Origin of the sequence: Cohnella rhizosphaerae, assembly GCF_029525575.1 — a bacterium.
In the GTDB taxonomy this organism is placed as follows: domain Bacteria; phylum Bacillota; class Bacilli; order Paenibacillales; family Paenibacillaceae; genus Cohnella; species Cohnella rhizosphaerae.
Map to the genome: position 1 here is coordinate 381,790 of NZ_JAPDIA010000008.1, position 14,482 is coordinate 396,271.

At 59.4% G+C, this 14,482-nt stretch carries 14 protein-coding genes and 2 tRNA genes; 8 read left to right on the forward strand and 8 right to left on the reverse strand.

Annotated elements, in window-relative coordinates; all coding sequences use genetic code 11:
• Positions 1-72: 72 nt before the first annotated feature.
• Positions 73-285: a KGG domain-containing protein gene (locus tag OMP40_RS25110; protein ID WP_277535493.1), complete on the forward strand. Its 213-nt coding sequence runs from the start codon at positions 73-75 to the stop codon at positions 283-285.
• Between the two features lie 184 nt (positions 286-469).
• On the forward strand, positions 470-640 hold the full coding sequence (locus OMP40_RS25115; protein ID WP_277535496.1) for a hypothetical protein: 171 nt from the start codon (positions 470-472) through the stop codon (positions 638-640).
• Positions 641-693: 53 nt separating this feature from the next.
• On the opposite strand, the gene dat is transcribed toward OMP40_RS25115, so the two are convergent.
• Complete coding sequence (dat, locus tag OMP40_RS25120; RefSeq protein WP_277535497.1) at positions 694-1,533, reverse strand: D-amino-acid transaminase; 840 nt, start codon at positions 1,531-1,533, stop codon at positions 694-696.
• A 90-nt stretch (positions 1,534-1,623) separates the two neighbouring features.
• Here dat and OMP40_RS25125 point away from each other — a divergent pair, with 90 nt between their 5' ends.
• On the forward strand, positions 1,624-2,430 hold the full coding sequence (locus OMP40_RS25125; RefSeq protein WP_277535498.1) for a uracil-DNA glycosylase: 807 nt from the start codon (positions 1,624-1,626) through the stop codon (positions 2,428-2,430).
• A 9-nt stretch (positions 2,431-2,439) separates the two neighbouring features.
• Here OMP40_RS25125 and OMP40_RS25130 read toward each other — a convergent pair whose 3' ends face one another.
• The 5 genes from OMP40_RS25130 to OMP40_RS25150 all read right to left on the reverse strand — a co-directional run bounded on the left by OMP40_RS25130 (position 2,440) and on the right by OMP40_RS25150 (position 5,794).
• Complete coding sequence (locus OMP40_RS25130) at positions 2,440-3,369, reverse strand: S-layer homology domain-containing protein (protein ID WP_277535500.1); 930 nt, start codon at positions 3,367-3,369, stop codon at positions 2,440-2,442.
• 120 nt (positions 3,370-3,489) lie between these two features.
• Positions 3,490-3,565, reverse strand: a tRNA-Val gene (locus tag OMP40_RS25135).
• 143 nt (positions 3,566-3,708) lie between these two features.
• The gene (locus tag OMP40_RS25140; RefSeq protein ID WP_277535502.1) at positions 3,709-4,134 is read right to left on the reverse strand and encodes a hypothetical protein; all 426 of its coding nucleotides are present in this window, start codon (positions 4,132-4,134) and stop codon (positions 3,709-3,711) included.
• 185 nt (positions 4,135-4,319) lie between these two features.
• Positions 4,320-4,395, reverse strand: a tRNA-Val gene (locus OMP40_RS25145).
• A 664-nt stretch (positions 4,396-5,059) separates the two neighbouring features.
• A complete protein-coding gene (locus tag OMP40_RS25150; RefSeq protein WP_277538021.1) occupies positions 5,060-5,794 on the reverse strand; it encodes an MBL fold metallo-hydrolase in 735 nt (244 codons plus the stop codon).
• A 175-nt stretch (positions 5,795-5,969) separates the two neighbouring features.
• On the opposite strand from OMP40_RS25150, the gene OMP40_RS25155 reads away from it, so the two are divergent.
• The 3 genes from OMP40_RS25155 to OMP40_RS25165 all read left to right on the forward strand — a co-directional run bounded on the left by OMP40_RS25155 (position 5,970) and on the right by OMP40_RS25165 (position 7,409).
• The gene (locus OMP40_RS25155) at positions 5,970-6,209 is read left to right on the forward strand and encodes a hypothetical protein (protein WP_277535504.1); all 240 of its coding nucleotides are present in this window, start codon (positions 5,970-5,972) and stop codon (positions 6,207-6,209) included.
• A 200-nt stretch (positions 6,210-6,409) separates the two neighbouring features.
• The gene (locus OMP40_RS25160; protein WP_277535506.1) at positions 6,410-6,985 is read left to right on the forward strand and encodes a copper amine oxidase; all 576 of its coding nucleotides are present in this window, start codon (positions 6,410-6,412) and stop codon (positions 6,983-6,985) included.
• Between the two features lie 133 nt (positions 6,986-7,118).
• On the forward strand, positions 7,119-7,409 hold the full coding sequence (locus OMP40_RS25165; protein WP_090115327.1) for a DUF1292 domain-containing protein: 291 nt from the start codon (positions 7,119-7,121) through the stop codon (positions 7,407-7,409).
• Between the two features lie 82 nt (positions 7,410-7,491).
• On the opposite strand, the gene OMP40_RS25170 is transcribed toward OMP40_RS25165, so the two are convergent.
• Entirely contained in the window at positions 7,492-8,961 is a 1,470-nt protein-coding gene (locus OMP40_RS25170; RefSeq protein ID WP_277535508.1) for an aminotransferase class I/II-fold pyridoxal phosphate-dependent enzyme, read from the reverse strand.
• Between the two features lie 295 nt (positions 8,962-9,256).
• On the opposite strand from OMP40_RS25170, the gene OMP40_RS25175 reads away from it, so the two are divergent.
• Together OMP40_RS25175 and OMP40_RS25180 are read left to right on the forward strand one after the other, a co-directional pair.
• On the forward strand, positions 9,257-10,441 hold the full coding sequence (locus OMP40_RS25175) for an MFS transporter (protein ID WP_277535509.1): 1,185 nt from the start codon (positions 9,257-9,259) through the stop codon (positions 10,439-10,441).
• A 207-nt stretch (positions 10,442-10,648) separates the two neighbouring features.
• A complete protein-coding gene (locus OMP40_RS25180) occupies positions 10,649-13,654 on the forward strand; it encodes an efflux RND transporter permease subunit (RefSeq protein WP_277535510.1) in 3,006 nt (1,001 codons plus the stop codon).
• Positions 13,655-13,790: 136 nt separating this feature from the next.
• Here the strand turns inward: OMP40_RS25180 and OMP40_RS25185 are convergent, their stop codons facing one another.
• Positions 13,791-14,432, reverse strand: a complete 642-nt coding sequence (locus tag OMP40_RS25185; RefSeq protein ID WP_277535512.1) for a YktB family protein — start codon at positions 14,430-14,432, stop codon at positions 13,791-13,793.
• Positions 14,433-14,482: the final 50 nt, after the last annotated feature.

The following is a 14,482-nucleotide window of genomic DNA, read 5'->3' on the forward strand; positions in this document are numbered from 1 at the left end:
CATCTCCTCGCCGAGTATATATACCGTGGGCAGGCAAGTCCGGGCCCGACAAACCCAAAGGAGTGATTCTGAATGGCACGCAACGACGACAACAACAAGATGAGCCGCGAGGAAGCAGGACGCATGGGTGGAGAAGCGACGGCAAGGACGCACGACAAGGAGTTCTATCAAGAGATCGGCGAAAAGGGCGGCGAAGCCCGCGGCGGCAGCAACAATCGCAGCCAAAGCGACGACCGCGACGGCATGAGCCGGGAAGAAGCGGGCCGCAAGGGCGGACGCTCCTAATCGCAATTGCGAACGGATGAAAGCCATCGTAAAATAGCGTGACCTTCAAAGCGCCGAATGCGACTACCGCATCCGGCGCTTCGCTTTGACGGCGATCTGTCGTCCGTACATAGAGCAGCGAGAAGGAAATCGACAAGGCGGCGTTGAATAGTTTAGTCTGAATAATTGAATGGGGTGTAACGTTGTGATGAAGCAATACGCGATCGATCTGGCCAAAAAATGGTACAGGGAGCATGAGCGGTCGTACTTCGTCGTTCAGGAGGAAGGCTCCGAAACCTACCGGGTCGTAGATAAAGCGGAGAAGGATGAGAAACAGCTGAACCGATATGTCGTATTCAGCATAGAAGTGGACTAAAAAAACGGCTCCGGCGGCACGGATGGCGCGCCCGGAGCCGTTTTCGTTGACCGCTAGCGCCCGATGGCGGCGGCGAACTCGCGCTGAAGCCGGCGGGTGATCGGGCCCGGCTTGCCGGAACCGACCTCGCGGCCGTCGACGGCGACGATCGGCGTAATCTCAACGGTCGTCCCCGTGACGAACGCTTCTTCGGCCGCATACAGCTCGTCCAGCGTGAAGGGGCGCTCCGCGTAGGGGATCTCCGCGGCTTGCGCCAGACGAAGCGCCACGGCGCGCGTGACGCCGTGCAGGATCAGATTGTCGGCGGGATGCGTGATCAGTAAGCCGTCTTTCACGATCATGACGTTGGACGCGCTGCTCTCGGTGACGACCCCGTCTCGGTGCAGAACGGCATCCGCCGCGCCGCGATCCGCCGCTTCCTGCTTCGCGAGTACGTTGGCCAGCAGATTCAGCGTCTTATAGTTGCAATGCAGCCAGCGGATGTCCTCCAGCGTGACGACCGAGATCCCTCGTTCCATCGATTGAACGGGGCGCGCGACCTCGCGCGTGTAGGCAAGCGCCGAAGGCGCCGTATCGGCAGGGAAGAGATGGTTGCGGGGCGCCGTACCGCGGGTGATCTGCAGGTAGACGGTTCCTTCGGATAGCGCGTTTCGCTCGACCAATTCCGTCATGGCCGCGCGCAGGCCGTCCAATCCCCAGGGCAGCGCGAGCTTCAGACCTTCCGCGCTCCGCCGCAGCCGCTCGAAGTGGGCTTCGGCTTCGAAGATTTTGCCGCCATAGACGCGGAATACCTCGTAAATGCCGTCTCCGAAATTATAGCCGCGGTCGTGCGGCGAGATTCGCACATCCTCCTCGGGCAGGAATGCGTTGTCGTGCCAATAGATCGAAGTCATGGACGCGTCTCCTTTGCCTTTTGGGCGAACAGATCGATTCTGCTATAATAGAATCGCTTCATAGCTATCATAAATCAGGAGGCATGCCTCATGCCAGCGGTGTTCAAAAACGATTGGGAGCCGTTGCTCCAGCCCGAACTGGACAAACCCTACTATAAGGCGCTTAGGGCGCAATTGGCTGCCGAATACCGGGAACGGACCGTTTATCCGGACATGCACCATATTTTCGAAGCGCTGCATCTCACTTCGTATCGCAACGCCAAGGTCGTCATTCTGGGCCAGGATCCGTATCACGGCTCGGGACAGGCGCACGGACTCAGCTTTTCCGTTCTGCCCGGCGTGCGCCAGCCCCCGTCGCTGCGCAATATTTTTAAAGAGCTTCAGAGCGACCTCGGCTGCGCGGTGCCGAGTCACGGCAATTTGTCGCACTGGGCGAAGCAAGGCGTGCTGCTGCTGAACGCGGTGCTGACGGTAAGGGAAGGCGAGGCCAACGCTCACAAAGGTTTAGGCTGGGAGCGGTTCACCGACGCCGTCGTCGCGGCGCTGAACGAGCGGGAAGAGCCGCTTGTGTTCATCTTGTGGGGCAGCCACGCGCAGAAAAAAGCGGCATTCATCGATAAACGCAAGCATTTCGTGATCGCCTCGGCGCATCCGAGCCCTTTGTCCGCTCACAACGGATTTCTGGGCAGCCGGCCTTTCTCTAAGGCGAACGACTATTTGAAGCAAGCCGGACTTGCGCCGATCGATTGGTGCGTGCCCGAGCTGGCGGCGGGGGGAGCGAGAGCGAATGCGCCAGGAGACCGCGGCATCGGCGGAGGCATTCGATTCGGGCGCCCGCGATTAAACCGTACGAATGAAAAAAAGAGCCGTCGGGGATCTTCCCGACGGCTCCTTTAAGTATATCGATTATTGGGCTTCGCCGCCGAGAACCGGGGTGTAGCCGTTGCTCACGTAGACGGACGCTTTGACCGTCGTGATCACTTGCGGGTAAAGCGCGGCAGGATCGGGCTTTATGATCCGGTAAGTAACGACCGCCTGCTTATCCTTAAAGGCAACGTTCGCGATCTCGATCCCGTAACCTGGATGCGGGGCTTGGGCGGATACCGTCACTTTCAGCGCTTCGCTGCCGTATGCCTCGCTCGTCAGCTTCACTTCGGTCAAAGGCGAGACCGGCTGCTCGGGTTGCGCGGGCGGCATAGGCTGCGTGTTTTTGACGAACGATAACGCTTTGGCGAGTATGACCGCCGCTTCGCTGCGGGTAATCGCATCCTTCGGACGGAATTTTCCGTTGTCAAGCGTAGCGATTTTGCCGATGAGCAGCTTTTGGACACTGTCCATGTAGCCTTGCGTCACTTTATCCTCGTCTTTGAACGTTTGATACATCTCGATCCACGCATAGTCGCCCTTCTTGCTGATCGCCTTGAAGATCCAGTGCGCGAATTGCTCCCGCGTTACTTTTCCGTTCGGGTCGATATCGCGCGGGATCTCGAGCCCGTTCAGGTTCGCGATAATAAAGGCTTTGGCGTAATACGCATCGTCCTTGACCTTCGTAAAGTAGTCGCTTGCCTTGGGCTCCTTGATAAACCGGATGTTGTCGATGTTAAGACCGAAGCCGTTAACGATGAGCAGAACGGCCGACTGCGCCGTCAATGCGCTTTTCGGCTTGAACATCCCGCTGCCGTCGCCTTTGATCAAGCCTTTCTTTTGAAGCTGCTCAATGTAGATTTTTCCCGCGTCCTTCTGGATATCGTTGAAGGCGAAGGCGGAACCGCTTGCGGTCAGTGCGAACAGCAAGGCGGCGAGTAGAACGAACAAGCTCTTGTACGGCTTTTTCATGATGATGTCCTCCTCGTATGGATGGTTTTCCCGAACGCTCATCCACTCAAACGCATGCGCGCGTCGAAAGGTTGCAGAAAACGAAAAAGGAAGCCTCGCGGGCTTCCGTGATGTTAAGTATGGTGATCTGAACAGGGATCGAACCTGTGACCCCTACCCTGTCAAGGTAGTGCTCTCCCAGCTGAGCTATCAGATCATGTGTGGTGGCGACTTGATTGATTATAGAGGAAGATTAACGCGCTGTAAAGTGTTTTTTCGGAAAATAATTTTAATAAAACAGACAAAGCCCAAATCGGCGGGCGGGCGAAGCGCAGGCACGTCGATTTGGACCCGGTCGACTTACGTGTTTTTTCTGACCTCGGCCGTCCAGGAACGGTTGATTTGTTCCTTTAGATGGATGCGTTCCTTGTCGAGCAGCTTGCCGATCAGCTGATCCTCGCTCATGCCTTTGGTTTTGCCGATTTGAGCGATCGATTTGCCCTTTTTCAGCTCGTCGACCAGCTGCGTCGGCGTCATGCCCAGCACTTCGGCGATATCGTTCAGGCGGCGATGGTGCTTGCGGCCATGGTGATGCTGCCCTTCGCGATGCACGCGTTCCGCGTGAGGCGCCGGCGCGGCTGCGGCGGGCGTTTGAAGCTGCTGCGCGGCCGTCGGACCGTTTACGGCTGGAGCCTCTGCGTTTGCTTTGCCTGCCATCGTCGGAGAGACGAGAGCCAGCAGCAGCGCCGCTGCGGACAGCGCGTTGCGGCGTGATGTTTTTAACATGGTGAATTCCCTCCTTCGGATCTTATTGTGAGCAGGAGAGCGTGACTTTAAACGGGGTGAAAAGAAATGACAGGAAAAAGAACCGCGAAGAAGCCGGGACGCTTAAGGAAGAAGGGGAGGGAGGCAGAGGCGGAAGCAAATAAAAAAAGAAGCCTGCAACGCAAGGCTTCTATCATGGTTAAGTATGGTGATCTGAACAGGGATCGAACCTGTGACCCCTACCCTGTCAAGGTAGTGCTCTCCCAGCTGAGCTATCAGATCGTATCGGAAGGAACTCTTATATAATAGCAGGACAAGCTATCGATGTCAACAGACTCTTTTCGCGAAATTTTAGTCGATTCGGGATGAATCGCCCGGAAGCGGCGTAAAATGGATGTGCCGGCATCTAAGGTTATCTTGGCCAGAATCGGAGGCGCTTCCCGGGAATGGACAATATCCCGTTATTAACGCTTTGGCTTGTCTTGCTGTTCGGCCTGATCGGCACCGTGCTGACGGCGGTCGTTCGCCTGCTCGATCGCGAAGGATAGAAGCGGCGCAATCGGCAAAGACTGGGGATATCCGATATCAGAAAAGAGGAATCCCCGATGAACGATCGCAAGCTAAGTCGCATGGCAAGGGCGGCCAAGTCGTTGATCATCGCCGGAACGGCCGCAACGCTTGCCGGCTGCAGCCTGTTCCCGAAGCCCGATGACACGGCTCCCGTGTTGACGACCGTATATGCGCCATTTGCGCCCTATGCGCCGTCCGTAGAACGCGATGTCTATTCGTCGTTATCGCCTTCCCACTTTTTGGAATAGGCTTTTTTCGTTACCCAGATCGTCAGCCAGATGATGACGGCCACGACGATCGCCGCTCCGATCCACAAGCCAACCAATTCGCTTCGCCTCCTTCCGGTACGATCGTTCCCGGCGTCTTAACCGCATGCCTAAAAGCTGTACAGACGGTGCTGCTCGACGAACGTCATTCGCCCGGTGCGGCCGACGTACGCCGGCTGGGCGTCTCCGTAGTGCATGAGATAGATTCTGCGCTGCAGGTCTTCGGGCAGCGTCAGCAGCTGCGGAAGGCAAGTATGTACGACGCCCGGAGGCTCAAGCTGGCAATCGTGGAATATCGTCTCCACGCCTCGCTCCGCGACAAGCCGCCGAAGCAGCTCCGGTTCGAAAATCATGTCGGACGAGTAGAAGAAAGACGTTCCGAACAAGATCGAATAGCTGAGCTTCCCGGGGATATGCGGCGTTCGCAGCAGTTCGGCCGTAAGCCCGGGCAGCACTTCGTACGGTACGCCTTCGCGGATCGGCCGCACGTCGAAGTAATCGGCGAGCGAGAGCAGTCCTTCTTGTTCGAGGCCGCCGCGAAGGGAGTGCTCCCACAGTATGCCGGTCAGCGTATCCGCGATGTATAAGGGAATCCGCCGTTTGAACTGGAACTTCAATTGAAAGGCGAGCTCTTCCAGCCCGCCGACATGATCCGCGTGAATATGGGTGATCAGCACGCCGTCGAGCTCAGGCAGGGAGACGCCGAGCTTGCGCAGGGCAACGTGCGCGGTCGTCCCGCAGTCAAGCAGGAGCTTCTTGTCTCCCGCGTATACGATCGCATTGTTATTGTAAAATTCCTTGGCGAACGCGCTTCCGCAACCCAACATCCGAATATCCATCTGCAGCCTCCCGTGACCAGTCCCAACGAGCCTCCGACCGTAAATTCTAAATTACTGTACCATAATTTATGAGGTTGCAGAAGATATCAAATCGCATACCGGACCGGCAGTGGCGTCCGGGCTCCGGCATGCATATGTTATTCTGGCGCTCCGCACACGGCCGCCGGAGGAGAAGCGCGAGATGAGCAAGCCAGCCAGCCAGAGCAAAAGCGCGAAGGGCGGCGCGAAAAAGAAAGTGCATGCCGAGCATGTCCAGCCGCAGATGAAGGTCGTTCTGTCCGACGCATGCGCCGTCTGCGCGACGCCTTGCGCGAGGGGCATCGCTTATCTCGAGCGGATGAGCAAGCCGGGCGCGCTGGGCAAGGGTGTCCCTTGCGTTCTTACGCTTCCCAAAAAAAGGATGAAGCAAGCGGGGAAATAAACGGAAGGGGAGAGGGAGAGCATTTCCCGGGCAACCGCACATTCCGAGCCGGCCTGCCGACACTTCGGATTATCGGTCGAATCGTCCCGAAACTTTAATCTCTCCCCTTACCGCAACTTTTGCGCGCGACCGCGGTATATACGTTTACATAACAGAAAAATGGCCTTTGTCAACTTGCGGCGAATACGGAGGGATTTGTAATGAAGCTGCGCAAGCTTCTGATATTGACGGTCGCGCTCTCCTTGGCCGGCGGCTCCGCGATATACGCGGACACGATCGCGCAGAAGGTTCGGATCGTCATCAACAAGCAGGAGCTGGACGACCAGGGCATGCTTGAGGACGGCAAAGCGTACGTAGGCGTGCGCAGCCTGGGCGACCTGATGAAGGCGCTCGTCATTTGGGACGACGCCGCGAAGAAGGTATCGATCGTCAAGCCGAACGTACACATGTTTTTGATGGACGGCAGCAAGCCGTTCGGAGGCGTGGAGCGCGGCAAGAAGAGCTTTAAAGTCTTTTCGCAGGTGGACAATCTGACGGTGTCGATCAATGCGTTCAAAGTGACGATCGCGGACCCTTACGGCGACGAAAAGGAAATCGAGACGCACACGAGCAAAGAGAGCGACTTTCCGACGGACAAAGACAACTTTTGGTTTACGAGCGGCGAGTACGCCTACAACTTTAGCAGCGTAGGCAAGTATACGATCCGCTTTTGGATGAAGTCGGCGGACGGCGGAGCATTTCAGGTCGTGTCGGAGAAGACCGTATTCGCCAAATAAACCCGCGTCTGGCGCGGGATCTAGCAGGAGCCGCGAGCCCGGATCGCGGCTTTTGGCGCGTCGTTTGACCCGGTATCGGGTTAGTGATAGGATAGGGCGAAGACTAATTTAACCGATGAACGGAGGTTCTCCCATGAGCGACCATGTTCATGACGAAAACTGCGATCACGAGCACGACGAAGCCGTATTCGTCGTGACCGACGAGGATGGCAACGAGCACGAGATGGTGCTGGTGTATACGTTCGAGAGCGGGGACCAAGCCTACGCGGTGCTGCTCGACCGCAACGACCCGGACGACGACGGGGTCATCTTCCGGATCGAGGAAGACGGCGAGGACGAAGTCCTGGTCAACATCGAGGACGACGAAGAATGGGAACGCGTCATGAAGGTGTACGAGGAGCTGGCCGCGCAAGAAGCGGACTGAAGACTCGCGCGAAAAAAGCCAATGCGTTCGAATGGGGGGCGAAGCCGCCATTCGAACGATTGGCTCTTTTTTTTGCGTCCGCTTAAGAGATGGCCGTCTCTTCGACGATCACCTTGACGTACTCCACGTTGCGGTCCTCCGGTCCTTTGACGGGCAGCCCGACTTCGAGGTGGTCGACGATATAGTCGATGTTGTCCTGGGAGATGACTTCTCCGGGCAGCAGGATCGGAATGCCCGGCGGATATACGTAGATGAATTCGGCGATAATCCGGCCCGCCGACGCGCGGAACGGCACGATCTCCGTCTCGCCGTAGAAAGCGTCTCGCGGCGTCAGGGAGAGATGCGGAATTTGCGGAATCTCGACGATCAATTCCTTAATTTCGCCTTTGCCCATGTAGGTATCCGACAGCTCGCGCAGCGCCGCGACTAGGATACCCATGGTCTCGTCGTCGTCTCCGGGCGTCACGAGACACAAAATATTGTACATATCGCTCAGCTCGACCTCGATACGGTAGCGATCCCGCAGCCAGTTCTCCGCGTCGTAGCCTGTGATGCCCAGATGGCGGACGTGAATCGTCAGCTTGGTCGGGTCATAATCGAAGGTCGCTTCCTCGCCCAGTATGTCTTCGCCGAAGCAGTAAAGTCCCGGCGTCGCATTGATCTCGGCGCGCGCCTGCGAGGCTCTCGCGACGGCGTTCGCCGCCAGCTCGCGGCCGTTCGTCGCCAGATGGCGGCGAGCCGCGTCCAGCGAAGCAAGCAGCGGATAAGAGGTCGACGTCGTCGTCAGCAAGCTCAAAATCGTCTGCACGCGCTGAACGTTGACGAGCGCGCCCTTGACGTTAAGCACCGAGCTCTGCGTCATCGAGCCCCCGAGCTTGTGCACGCTCGTCGCGGCCATGTCCGCGCCGGCGGCCATCGCGGACAGCGGCAGCTCGTCCGAGAAATGAATCAGCGCGCCATGCGCTTCGTCGACGAGCACCGGGATGTCGTATTCGTGAACGAGATCGACGATCTCCTTCAGGTTGGCGCACACGCCGTAATAGGTCGGATTGATGACCAGTACGGCCGACGCGTCCGGATGGCGCTCGAGCGCCCTGCGGACCGATTGGGTCGTCACGCCGTGATCGATCCCGAGATTGCGGTCGCGCGCGGGAGACAGGAAGACGGGCCGCGCGCCGGCGAAGATGATCGCCGACAGGATCGACTTGTGCACGTTGCGAGGAACGATGATCTTGTCGCCGTGGCCGCATACGGACAGGATCATCGCCATGATCGCCGTACTGGTGCCCTGGACGGAGAAAAACGTCGCGTCTGCCCCGAAGGCGTCCGCGGCAAGCCGCTGCGCCTCGAGAATGACGCTCACCGGCTGGTGGAGGTCGTCGAGCGGCGCGATATTGATCAGGTCGATGTCCAGAACGTTCTGGCCGACGAAGCTGCGGAATTCGGGATCCATGCCCGCGCCTTTCTTGTGGCCGGGAATATGGAACTGGACGGGATTGCGTTCCTTGTGGCGCAGCAGCGCGTCGAACAAGGGCGTGCGGGAATGGTCCACTGTGGTTTCACTGCCTTTCAATGCCGAACATAGATTGCGAACAAGCATGAGTATAGCAAAACCGCGGGGGATTGCAACCGTGGAAGACCCCGCCGGGACAAGCGGCGAAGCGTAAATAGAACGCTCGCAGAAGCACGGCGGAGCGCATGCGGGCGGCGTCGGTCCGTCACGAAAACGTCATGCGCGTTCATTTGGAACGGACCGGGCGTTGTGCTACGATATGGGGTATAGATGAAGGCCGGCTCCCGAGCGATTTCGGGCGCTGGTCTTTAATAGGGTTAAAGGAGAAAAAAACGTGAAAAGCAGGCTGATCATCGTAGGACTTATGTTGTTCACCGTATTCGTCGGATTCGGCATCATCATCCCGATCCTGCCGCAACTGGTGACGAACGCCAGCCCCGAATCGGCAAATTGGCATACGGGCGGCATGCTGTCGCTTTATTCGTTCGTGTCGTTCCTGCTGTCTCCCGTATGGGGAGGCATTTCCGAACGAATCGGACGCAGGCCGGTCATTATGATCGGCGTGTTCGGCTTCGCCGTCAGCTTCCTGATGTTCGGGCTCGCGGACGGGAACCTGTGGATCATGTATGCGTCGCGGCTGCTCGGCGGTTTGTTCTCCGGCGCGGTCACCGCATGCATCGTCGCTTACGTGGCGGACATTACGTCCGAGGAGAACCGGACGAAGGGAATGGCCGTCGTCGGCATGAGCATCGGCATGGGCTTTACGTTCGGCCCGTTTATCGGCGGCGAGCTGAGCCATTCGTTCTCCTTGAACACGCCTTTTTTCGCCGCTGCCGCGCTGTCGCTGATCACGCTTTTGGCCGCCTGGCTCAAGCTGCCCGAATCGCTCACGGCGGAGAAGCGCGAAGCGGCGAGACTGGGTAAGCGCGTATCCCGCTGGACCGCCTTCCAGGGGCCGCTGAAGCAGCTCTACGTGCTTGCCTTCTTCGTCACGTTCTCGCTGGCTATCCTGGAAGGCACGCTGCAGCTGTACGGCATCGACAAGTTCGACGTCACGCCGCGCAAGATCGGCCTCATGTTCTTCTTCTGCGGCCTGGTCGGCGCGCTCGTGCAAGGCGGAATCGTCCGGCGGCGCGTCAAGCAGGGCCAGGAGAGCCGCTATATCGCGATCGGGCTCGTCATCTCCGCGGTCGGCTTCTTCCTGCTGCTGACGGCCCAGAATTGGATCGCCGCTTCGGTGTACCTGTGCATCTTCGGCGTCGGCAATTCGCTGATCAAGCCTTGCGTCACCTCGCTCATCACCCAGAAGACGACCGTCTCCCAGGGCGTCGCTTCCGGTCTCAGCTCCTCTATGGACAGCCTCGGGCGTATCGTAGGGCCGCTGCTCGGCGCCGCGCTCCTGTCCGCGCAGGCCGGACTTCCGTTCATCGTATCCGGCCTGCTGTCGCTCGGCGCGCTGGGCCTGCTCGCCGGCTACCGCAGCTCCGACCGCGCGGCGTCTCGTTCGCAGCGAGCCTGACCCTCCGATCGCAGAGCCGCACCGAACCGCCTCTCGGGGGGCGGTTTTTGTTTGGCTTCAGGAAGACATTGGAAGCGGCCGAAGTCCGATTCCTTCTCAGACTTAAGTCTGAGAGAAGGTCCGGTCTCTGGCCGTTGTCGTCGCCGGCCCCTTCTCCTTTATGCTTGATCGTAGCTGATGCAAGCACGAGGAGAGGGGCTATTTAACGTGAGTTCATTCATTCAAGGCGTATTCAAAAACAAGGCGGCGGTCGTCATCCTGGTCGTGATGACGCTGGGCCTGGGCGTGTTCAGCTACTTCAAGCTGCCCATGGAATTTCTGCCCGAAGCCGACAATCCGCAGGTGACGGTCAGCGTCATCGGCCCGGGCTACAACACCGCCACGATGGAGCGGGAGGTGACGGATCCGCTCGAGCAGGCGCTGTCCGCGATCAAGGGCAAGACGAGCATGCTGTCGACGTCGGGAGACGGCTACGCGCAGGTCAATCTGAATTTCGACGCGAAAACCGACATGTCGGAGGCGAAGAACGAGGTCGAGAAAGCGGCGGCCGCCGTGCAACTGCCCGAACGCGTATCGAAGCCTTACGTCATCCAGTACAACACGTCGATGATTCCGATCTCCTTTTTGTCGCTGACGTTCAAGGATGGACTTAGCGACGCGAAGAAGGCAGAAGCCGAAGCGCGCGCGGTAGACGCCTTCCGGGCGATCGACGGCGCCGGCCAGGTACAGCTGGCGGGCAAGTCGAGCCCCAGCATCGCGATCAAGCCGGATGCCGCCAAGCTTGCCGCCAAAGGCGTGCCTGTGCAGGCCTTGTATGCGGTATTGCAGGGACGCACCGCGTCGGCATCGGTCGGCGCTGCCGTGCTCGACGGCGAGGCCGTCAATCTGAACGTAACCGCCGAGCTCGGCAGCGCGGAGGACGTCGCGAAGCTGCCCGTAGCGCCGGGCGTCAAGCTGTCGGACGTCGCCGCCGTGACGCAGTCCGACGACAAAGAAAGCGTGAGCCGCATCGACGGCAAGGACGCGCTCATGATCGTCGTCTCCAAAGGCGCGAACGCGAACGCCGTCAGCGTGGGCAAGGACGTCGAGAAGACGGCCGACCGGCTGATGAAAGAGGACGGCAACATGGAGCTCAAGGTCATCATGAGCACCTCGGACCAGGTCGTCCACTCCGTGAACAGCATGATGCGCGAAGTGCTCATGGGCGCGCTTTTCGCCACCGTCGTCATCCTGTTGTTCATGCGCAACCTGCGCGCGACGCTTGTGACGATCGTCTCCATCCCGCTGTCGCTCGGTCTGACGCTGTACCTGCTCGACCTGTCGGGCATCAGCCTCAACATCCTGACGCTCGGCGGCGTGGCCGTCGCCGTCGGACGGCTCGTGGACGACAGTATCGTCGTTATCGAGAACATATTCCGCAGGCTTCAAAAGGAAAAATTCTCCGTTTCGCTCGTCATCGACGCGACCAAGGAAGTGTCTACGGCGATTACCGCTTCGACGCTTACGACGGTTGCCGTCTTCCTGCCGATGGGGCTGCTGCGCGGCTCGCTGCAGTCGTTCCTGCTTCCCTTCGCGCTCACGGTCACCTATTCGCTGCTGTCGTCGCTGCTGGTCGCGCTGACGGTCATCCCGCTCATGAGCGCGGGACTGCTGAAGCGCTCCGAGATCAAGGAACACAGCCCCTCCAAGCGTTTCGGCGGTTTCCTCGAATGGAACCTGAAGCATAAGTGGCTGCCGCTGCTACTCGCGCTGTTTCTTCTCGTCGGCTCGATCGCGACATACTTCAGCCTGCCTAAGGGCGCGATCGATTCGTCCGACGCGTCGAACATCAGCGTTAAGCTGTCGTACCCGCAGGATACGCCGGTAGGCGACGTGCTTGAGAACGGCAAGAAGCTAGAAGCGTTCCTCATGAAGCAAGAAGGTCAGGAATGGGTCAACATGGACATGGGCAACAGCGCGGACGCAGCTATGTACGGCAACGTCAAGTCGCCTACCCAGGTCGACTATTCGATTCAGATGAAGCCGAAGGCCGACGCGGAAAAAATCATCGAAGCGGTCAAAAAAGAGCGCGCGAACTATCCGGGCGCCGATCTGTCCGCGTCGGCGGGATCGTTCATGTTCGGCGGCGGCGGCAGTCAGGTGTTCGTCGACATCGTCGGCGACGATCCGGCGGCGCTGACCAAGACGGCCGACCTCGTCATGGGCAAGATCAAGCCGATCAAAGACGTGCTCAAGGTCGCCAGCAACCAGCAGGAACGCAAGACCGTCTATACGCTGCAGGTCGATCCCGCCGCCGCCAAGGCATCGGACATCGCGTCGCAGCTGCAGGGCATGCTGAACGCCGTGCCGCTCGGCAGCGTCGTCAAGGACGGCCAGCGGCTCACCGTATCGCTCGAGCCGCTGCTGAAGCCCGGCGCTTCCGCCGAGCTGAACGAGCTGACGGTCGCGACGGACGAAGGTCCGAAGAAGCTGTCCCAGATCGCCGAGTGGGTCAAGAGCGACCAGCCGACCGAAGCCTACCGCAAGGACGGCAAAACGTATATTCGCGTCAGCGTCACGGTCGAGCCGGCGCAGCTGTCGATCGTCGGCGGCAAAATTTCGGACGCGATGAAGGACATCGAGCCGGAGGAAGGCGTGAAGCTGTACGTTGGCGGCGCGTCCGCCGACCAGAACGCGGACTTCGCCAGCCTGTTCACGATGATGCTCGTCTCGATCGGCATCGTCTACCTGATCATGGTATTTACGTTCAAGACGCTGCGGGCGCCGCTCGCGATTATGGCTTCGATTCTGTTCGTGCCGATCGGCGCCGTGCTCGGCCTCATCGTCACTGGCGTGACGCCCGACTTCACCGCGATTTTCGGCGTCGTCATGCTGATCGGGATCGTCGTCACGAACGCGATCGTGCTCATCGACCGCGTGAAGAAAAACGAAGCGAGCATGCCGATCCGCGAAGCGCTGATCGAAGCGGCCGGCACGCGGATGCGTCCGATACTCATGACGGCGATCGCCACGGTGTGCGCCATGCTGCCGCTGGTGTTCGGAACGTCGGAGAGCGGCAGCATCGTGTCGCAGAGCCTCGCCATCGTCGTGATCGGCGGCCTGATCGTGGCGACGATGCTTACGCTGGTGCTCGTGCCTTGCGTCTACGAGCTGCTCCATTTCCGCAAGGCGAAGCGCCAGCGGCGCGCGGCGAGCCAGTCGGCCGCGGCCTGATCCGGCCGCGAGCGGCAGGACGGCGCAGCAAACAGCCCCTCCGGGTTCCGGAGGGGCTGTTTTTGAGCGCGCGCTGTTTGGTTTTGGCGAATTTTGGTGTATGAATGAGTAGGGCGGACGACAGTTCAATCATCCGTCAGAAGGATAGCTTGTACAACGGCAGCAGCCGCCTGAAGGCTTCCTCGGCCGCTTGCAGCAGGAGGTCCGGATCGTGCAGACGTTCGTCGCCGCGCGCGATGTGAAGGCCGCAAGTGATCTCGGCCGCCTTGACCGTTTTGAGCCTGGCCAGCCACTCGGTCAACGATTCGTCGGAGAGGTCGGCATGCGGCGTGCCGTCCGGCAGCGTATGGTCCTTGGACCATACAAACGAAGCGGGGATCGCCGCGCGGATCGAATCGAGCTCGTGCGCCGCCCGATCCGCGAACACCGTTTTGTTGCCGCTTTCGTAGATGATGGCGAACTGGATGAACAAATGCGTGGACCACAGTCCGATCTGAAAATGAGGATGCGCTTTGTAGCCGCGGGGATGACGCGACCACGCGACCCAAGTGTCGTTCGGCGGATTGACCGACCGCCTGGCGTGCTTGGCCACGTGCGGATACATAGGCTCTGCGCACAGTTCCGCCAGATAGGGCGCCAATGCGGCCCCAAGCCCTTCGAGCTTGGGCCTGACCTGCCGGACGATCGCCGCCATTCGTCCTTCGAGACCGGGAACGGCCAAGGCGTCGAAATCCGAATCCGCAAAACCAGCGAATCCGGCGTTGATTAGTGTGGACATGCCTGTCACCTCTTGAAGCAAATTTCGGTTTGCTATTTTGCCCTCACTAT

Excerpts from the sequence above, each read along its gene's own strand:
- OMP40_RS25160 (WP_277535506.1), top strand. The coding sequence starts at position 6,410 with ATGAAGCTGCGCAAGCTTCTGATATTGACGGTCGCGCTCTCCTTGGCC.
- dat (WP_277535497.1), bottom strand. The coding sequence starts at position 1,533 with ATGACTTCGATCTATTGGCACGACAACGCATTCCTGCCCGAGGAGGAT.
- OMP40_RS25125 (WP_277535498.1), top strand. The coding sequence starts at position 1,624 with ATGCCAGCGGTGTTCAAAAACGATTGGGAGCCGTTGCTCCAGCCCGAA.
- OMP40_RS25185 (WP_277535512.1), bottom strand. The coding sequence starts at position 14,432 with ATGTCCACACTAATCAACGCCGGATTCGCTGGTTTTGCGGATTCGGAT.
- OMP40_RS25155 (WP_277535504.1), top strand. The coding sequence starts at position 5,970 with ATGAGCAAGCCAGCCAGCCAGAGCAAAAGCGCGAAGGGCGGCGCGAAA.
- OMP40_RS25140 (WP_277535502.1), bottom strand. The coding sequence starts at position 4,134 with ATGTTAAAAACATCACGCCGCAACGCGCTGTCCGCAGCGGCGCTGCTG.
- OMP40_RS25165 (WP_090115327.1), top strand. The coding sequence starts at position 7,119 with ATGAGCGACCATGTTCATGACGAAAACTGCGATCACGAGCACGACGAA.
- OMP40_RS25130 (WP_277535500.1), bottom strand. The coding sequence starts at position 3,369 with ATGAAAAAGCCGTACAAGAGCTTGTTCGTTCTACTCGCCGCCTTGCTG.
- OMP40_RS25110 (WP_277535493.1), top strand. The coding sequence starts at position 73 with ATGGCACGCAACGACGACAACAACAAGATGAGCCGCGAGGAAGCAGGA.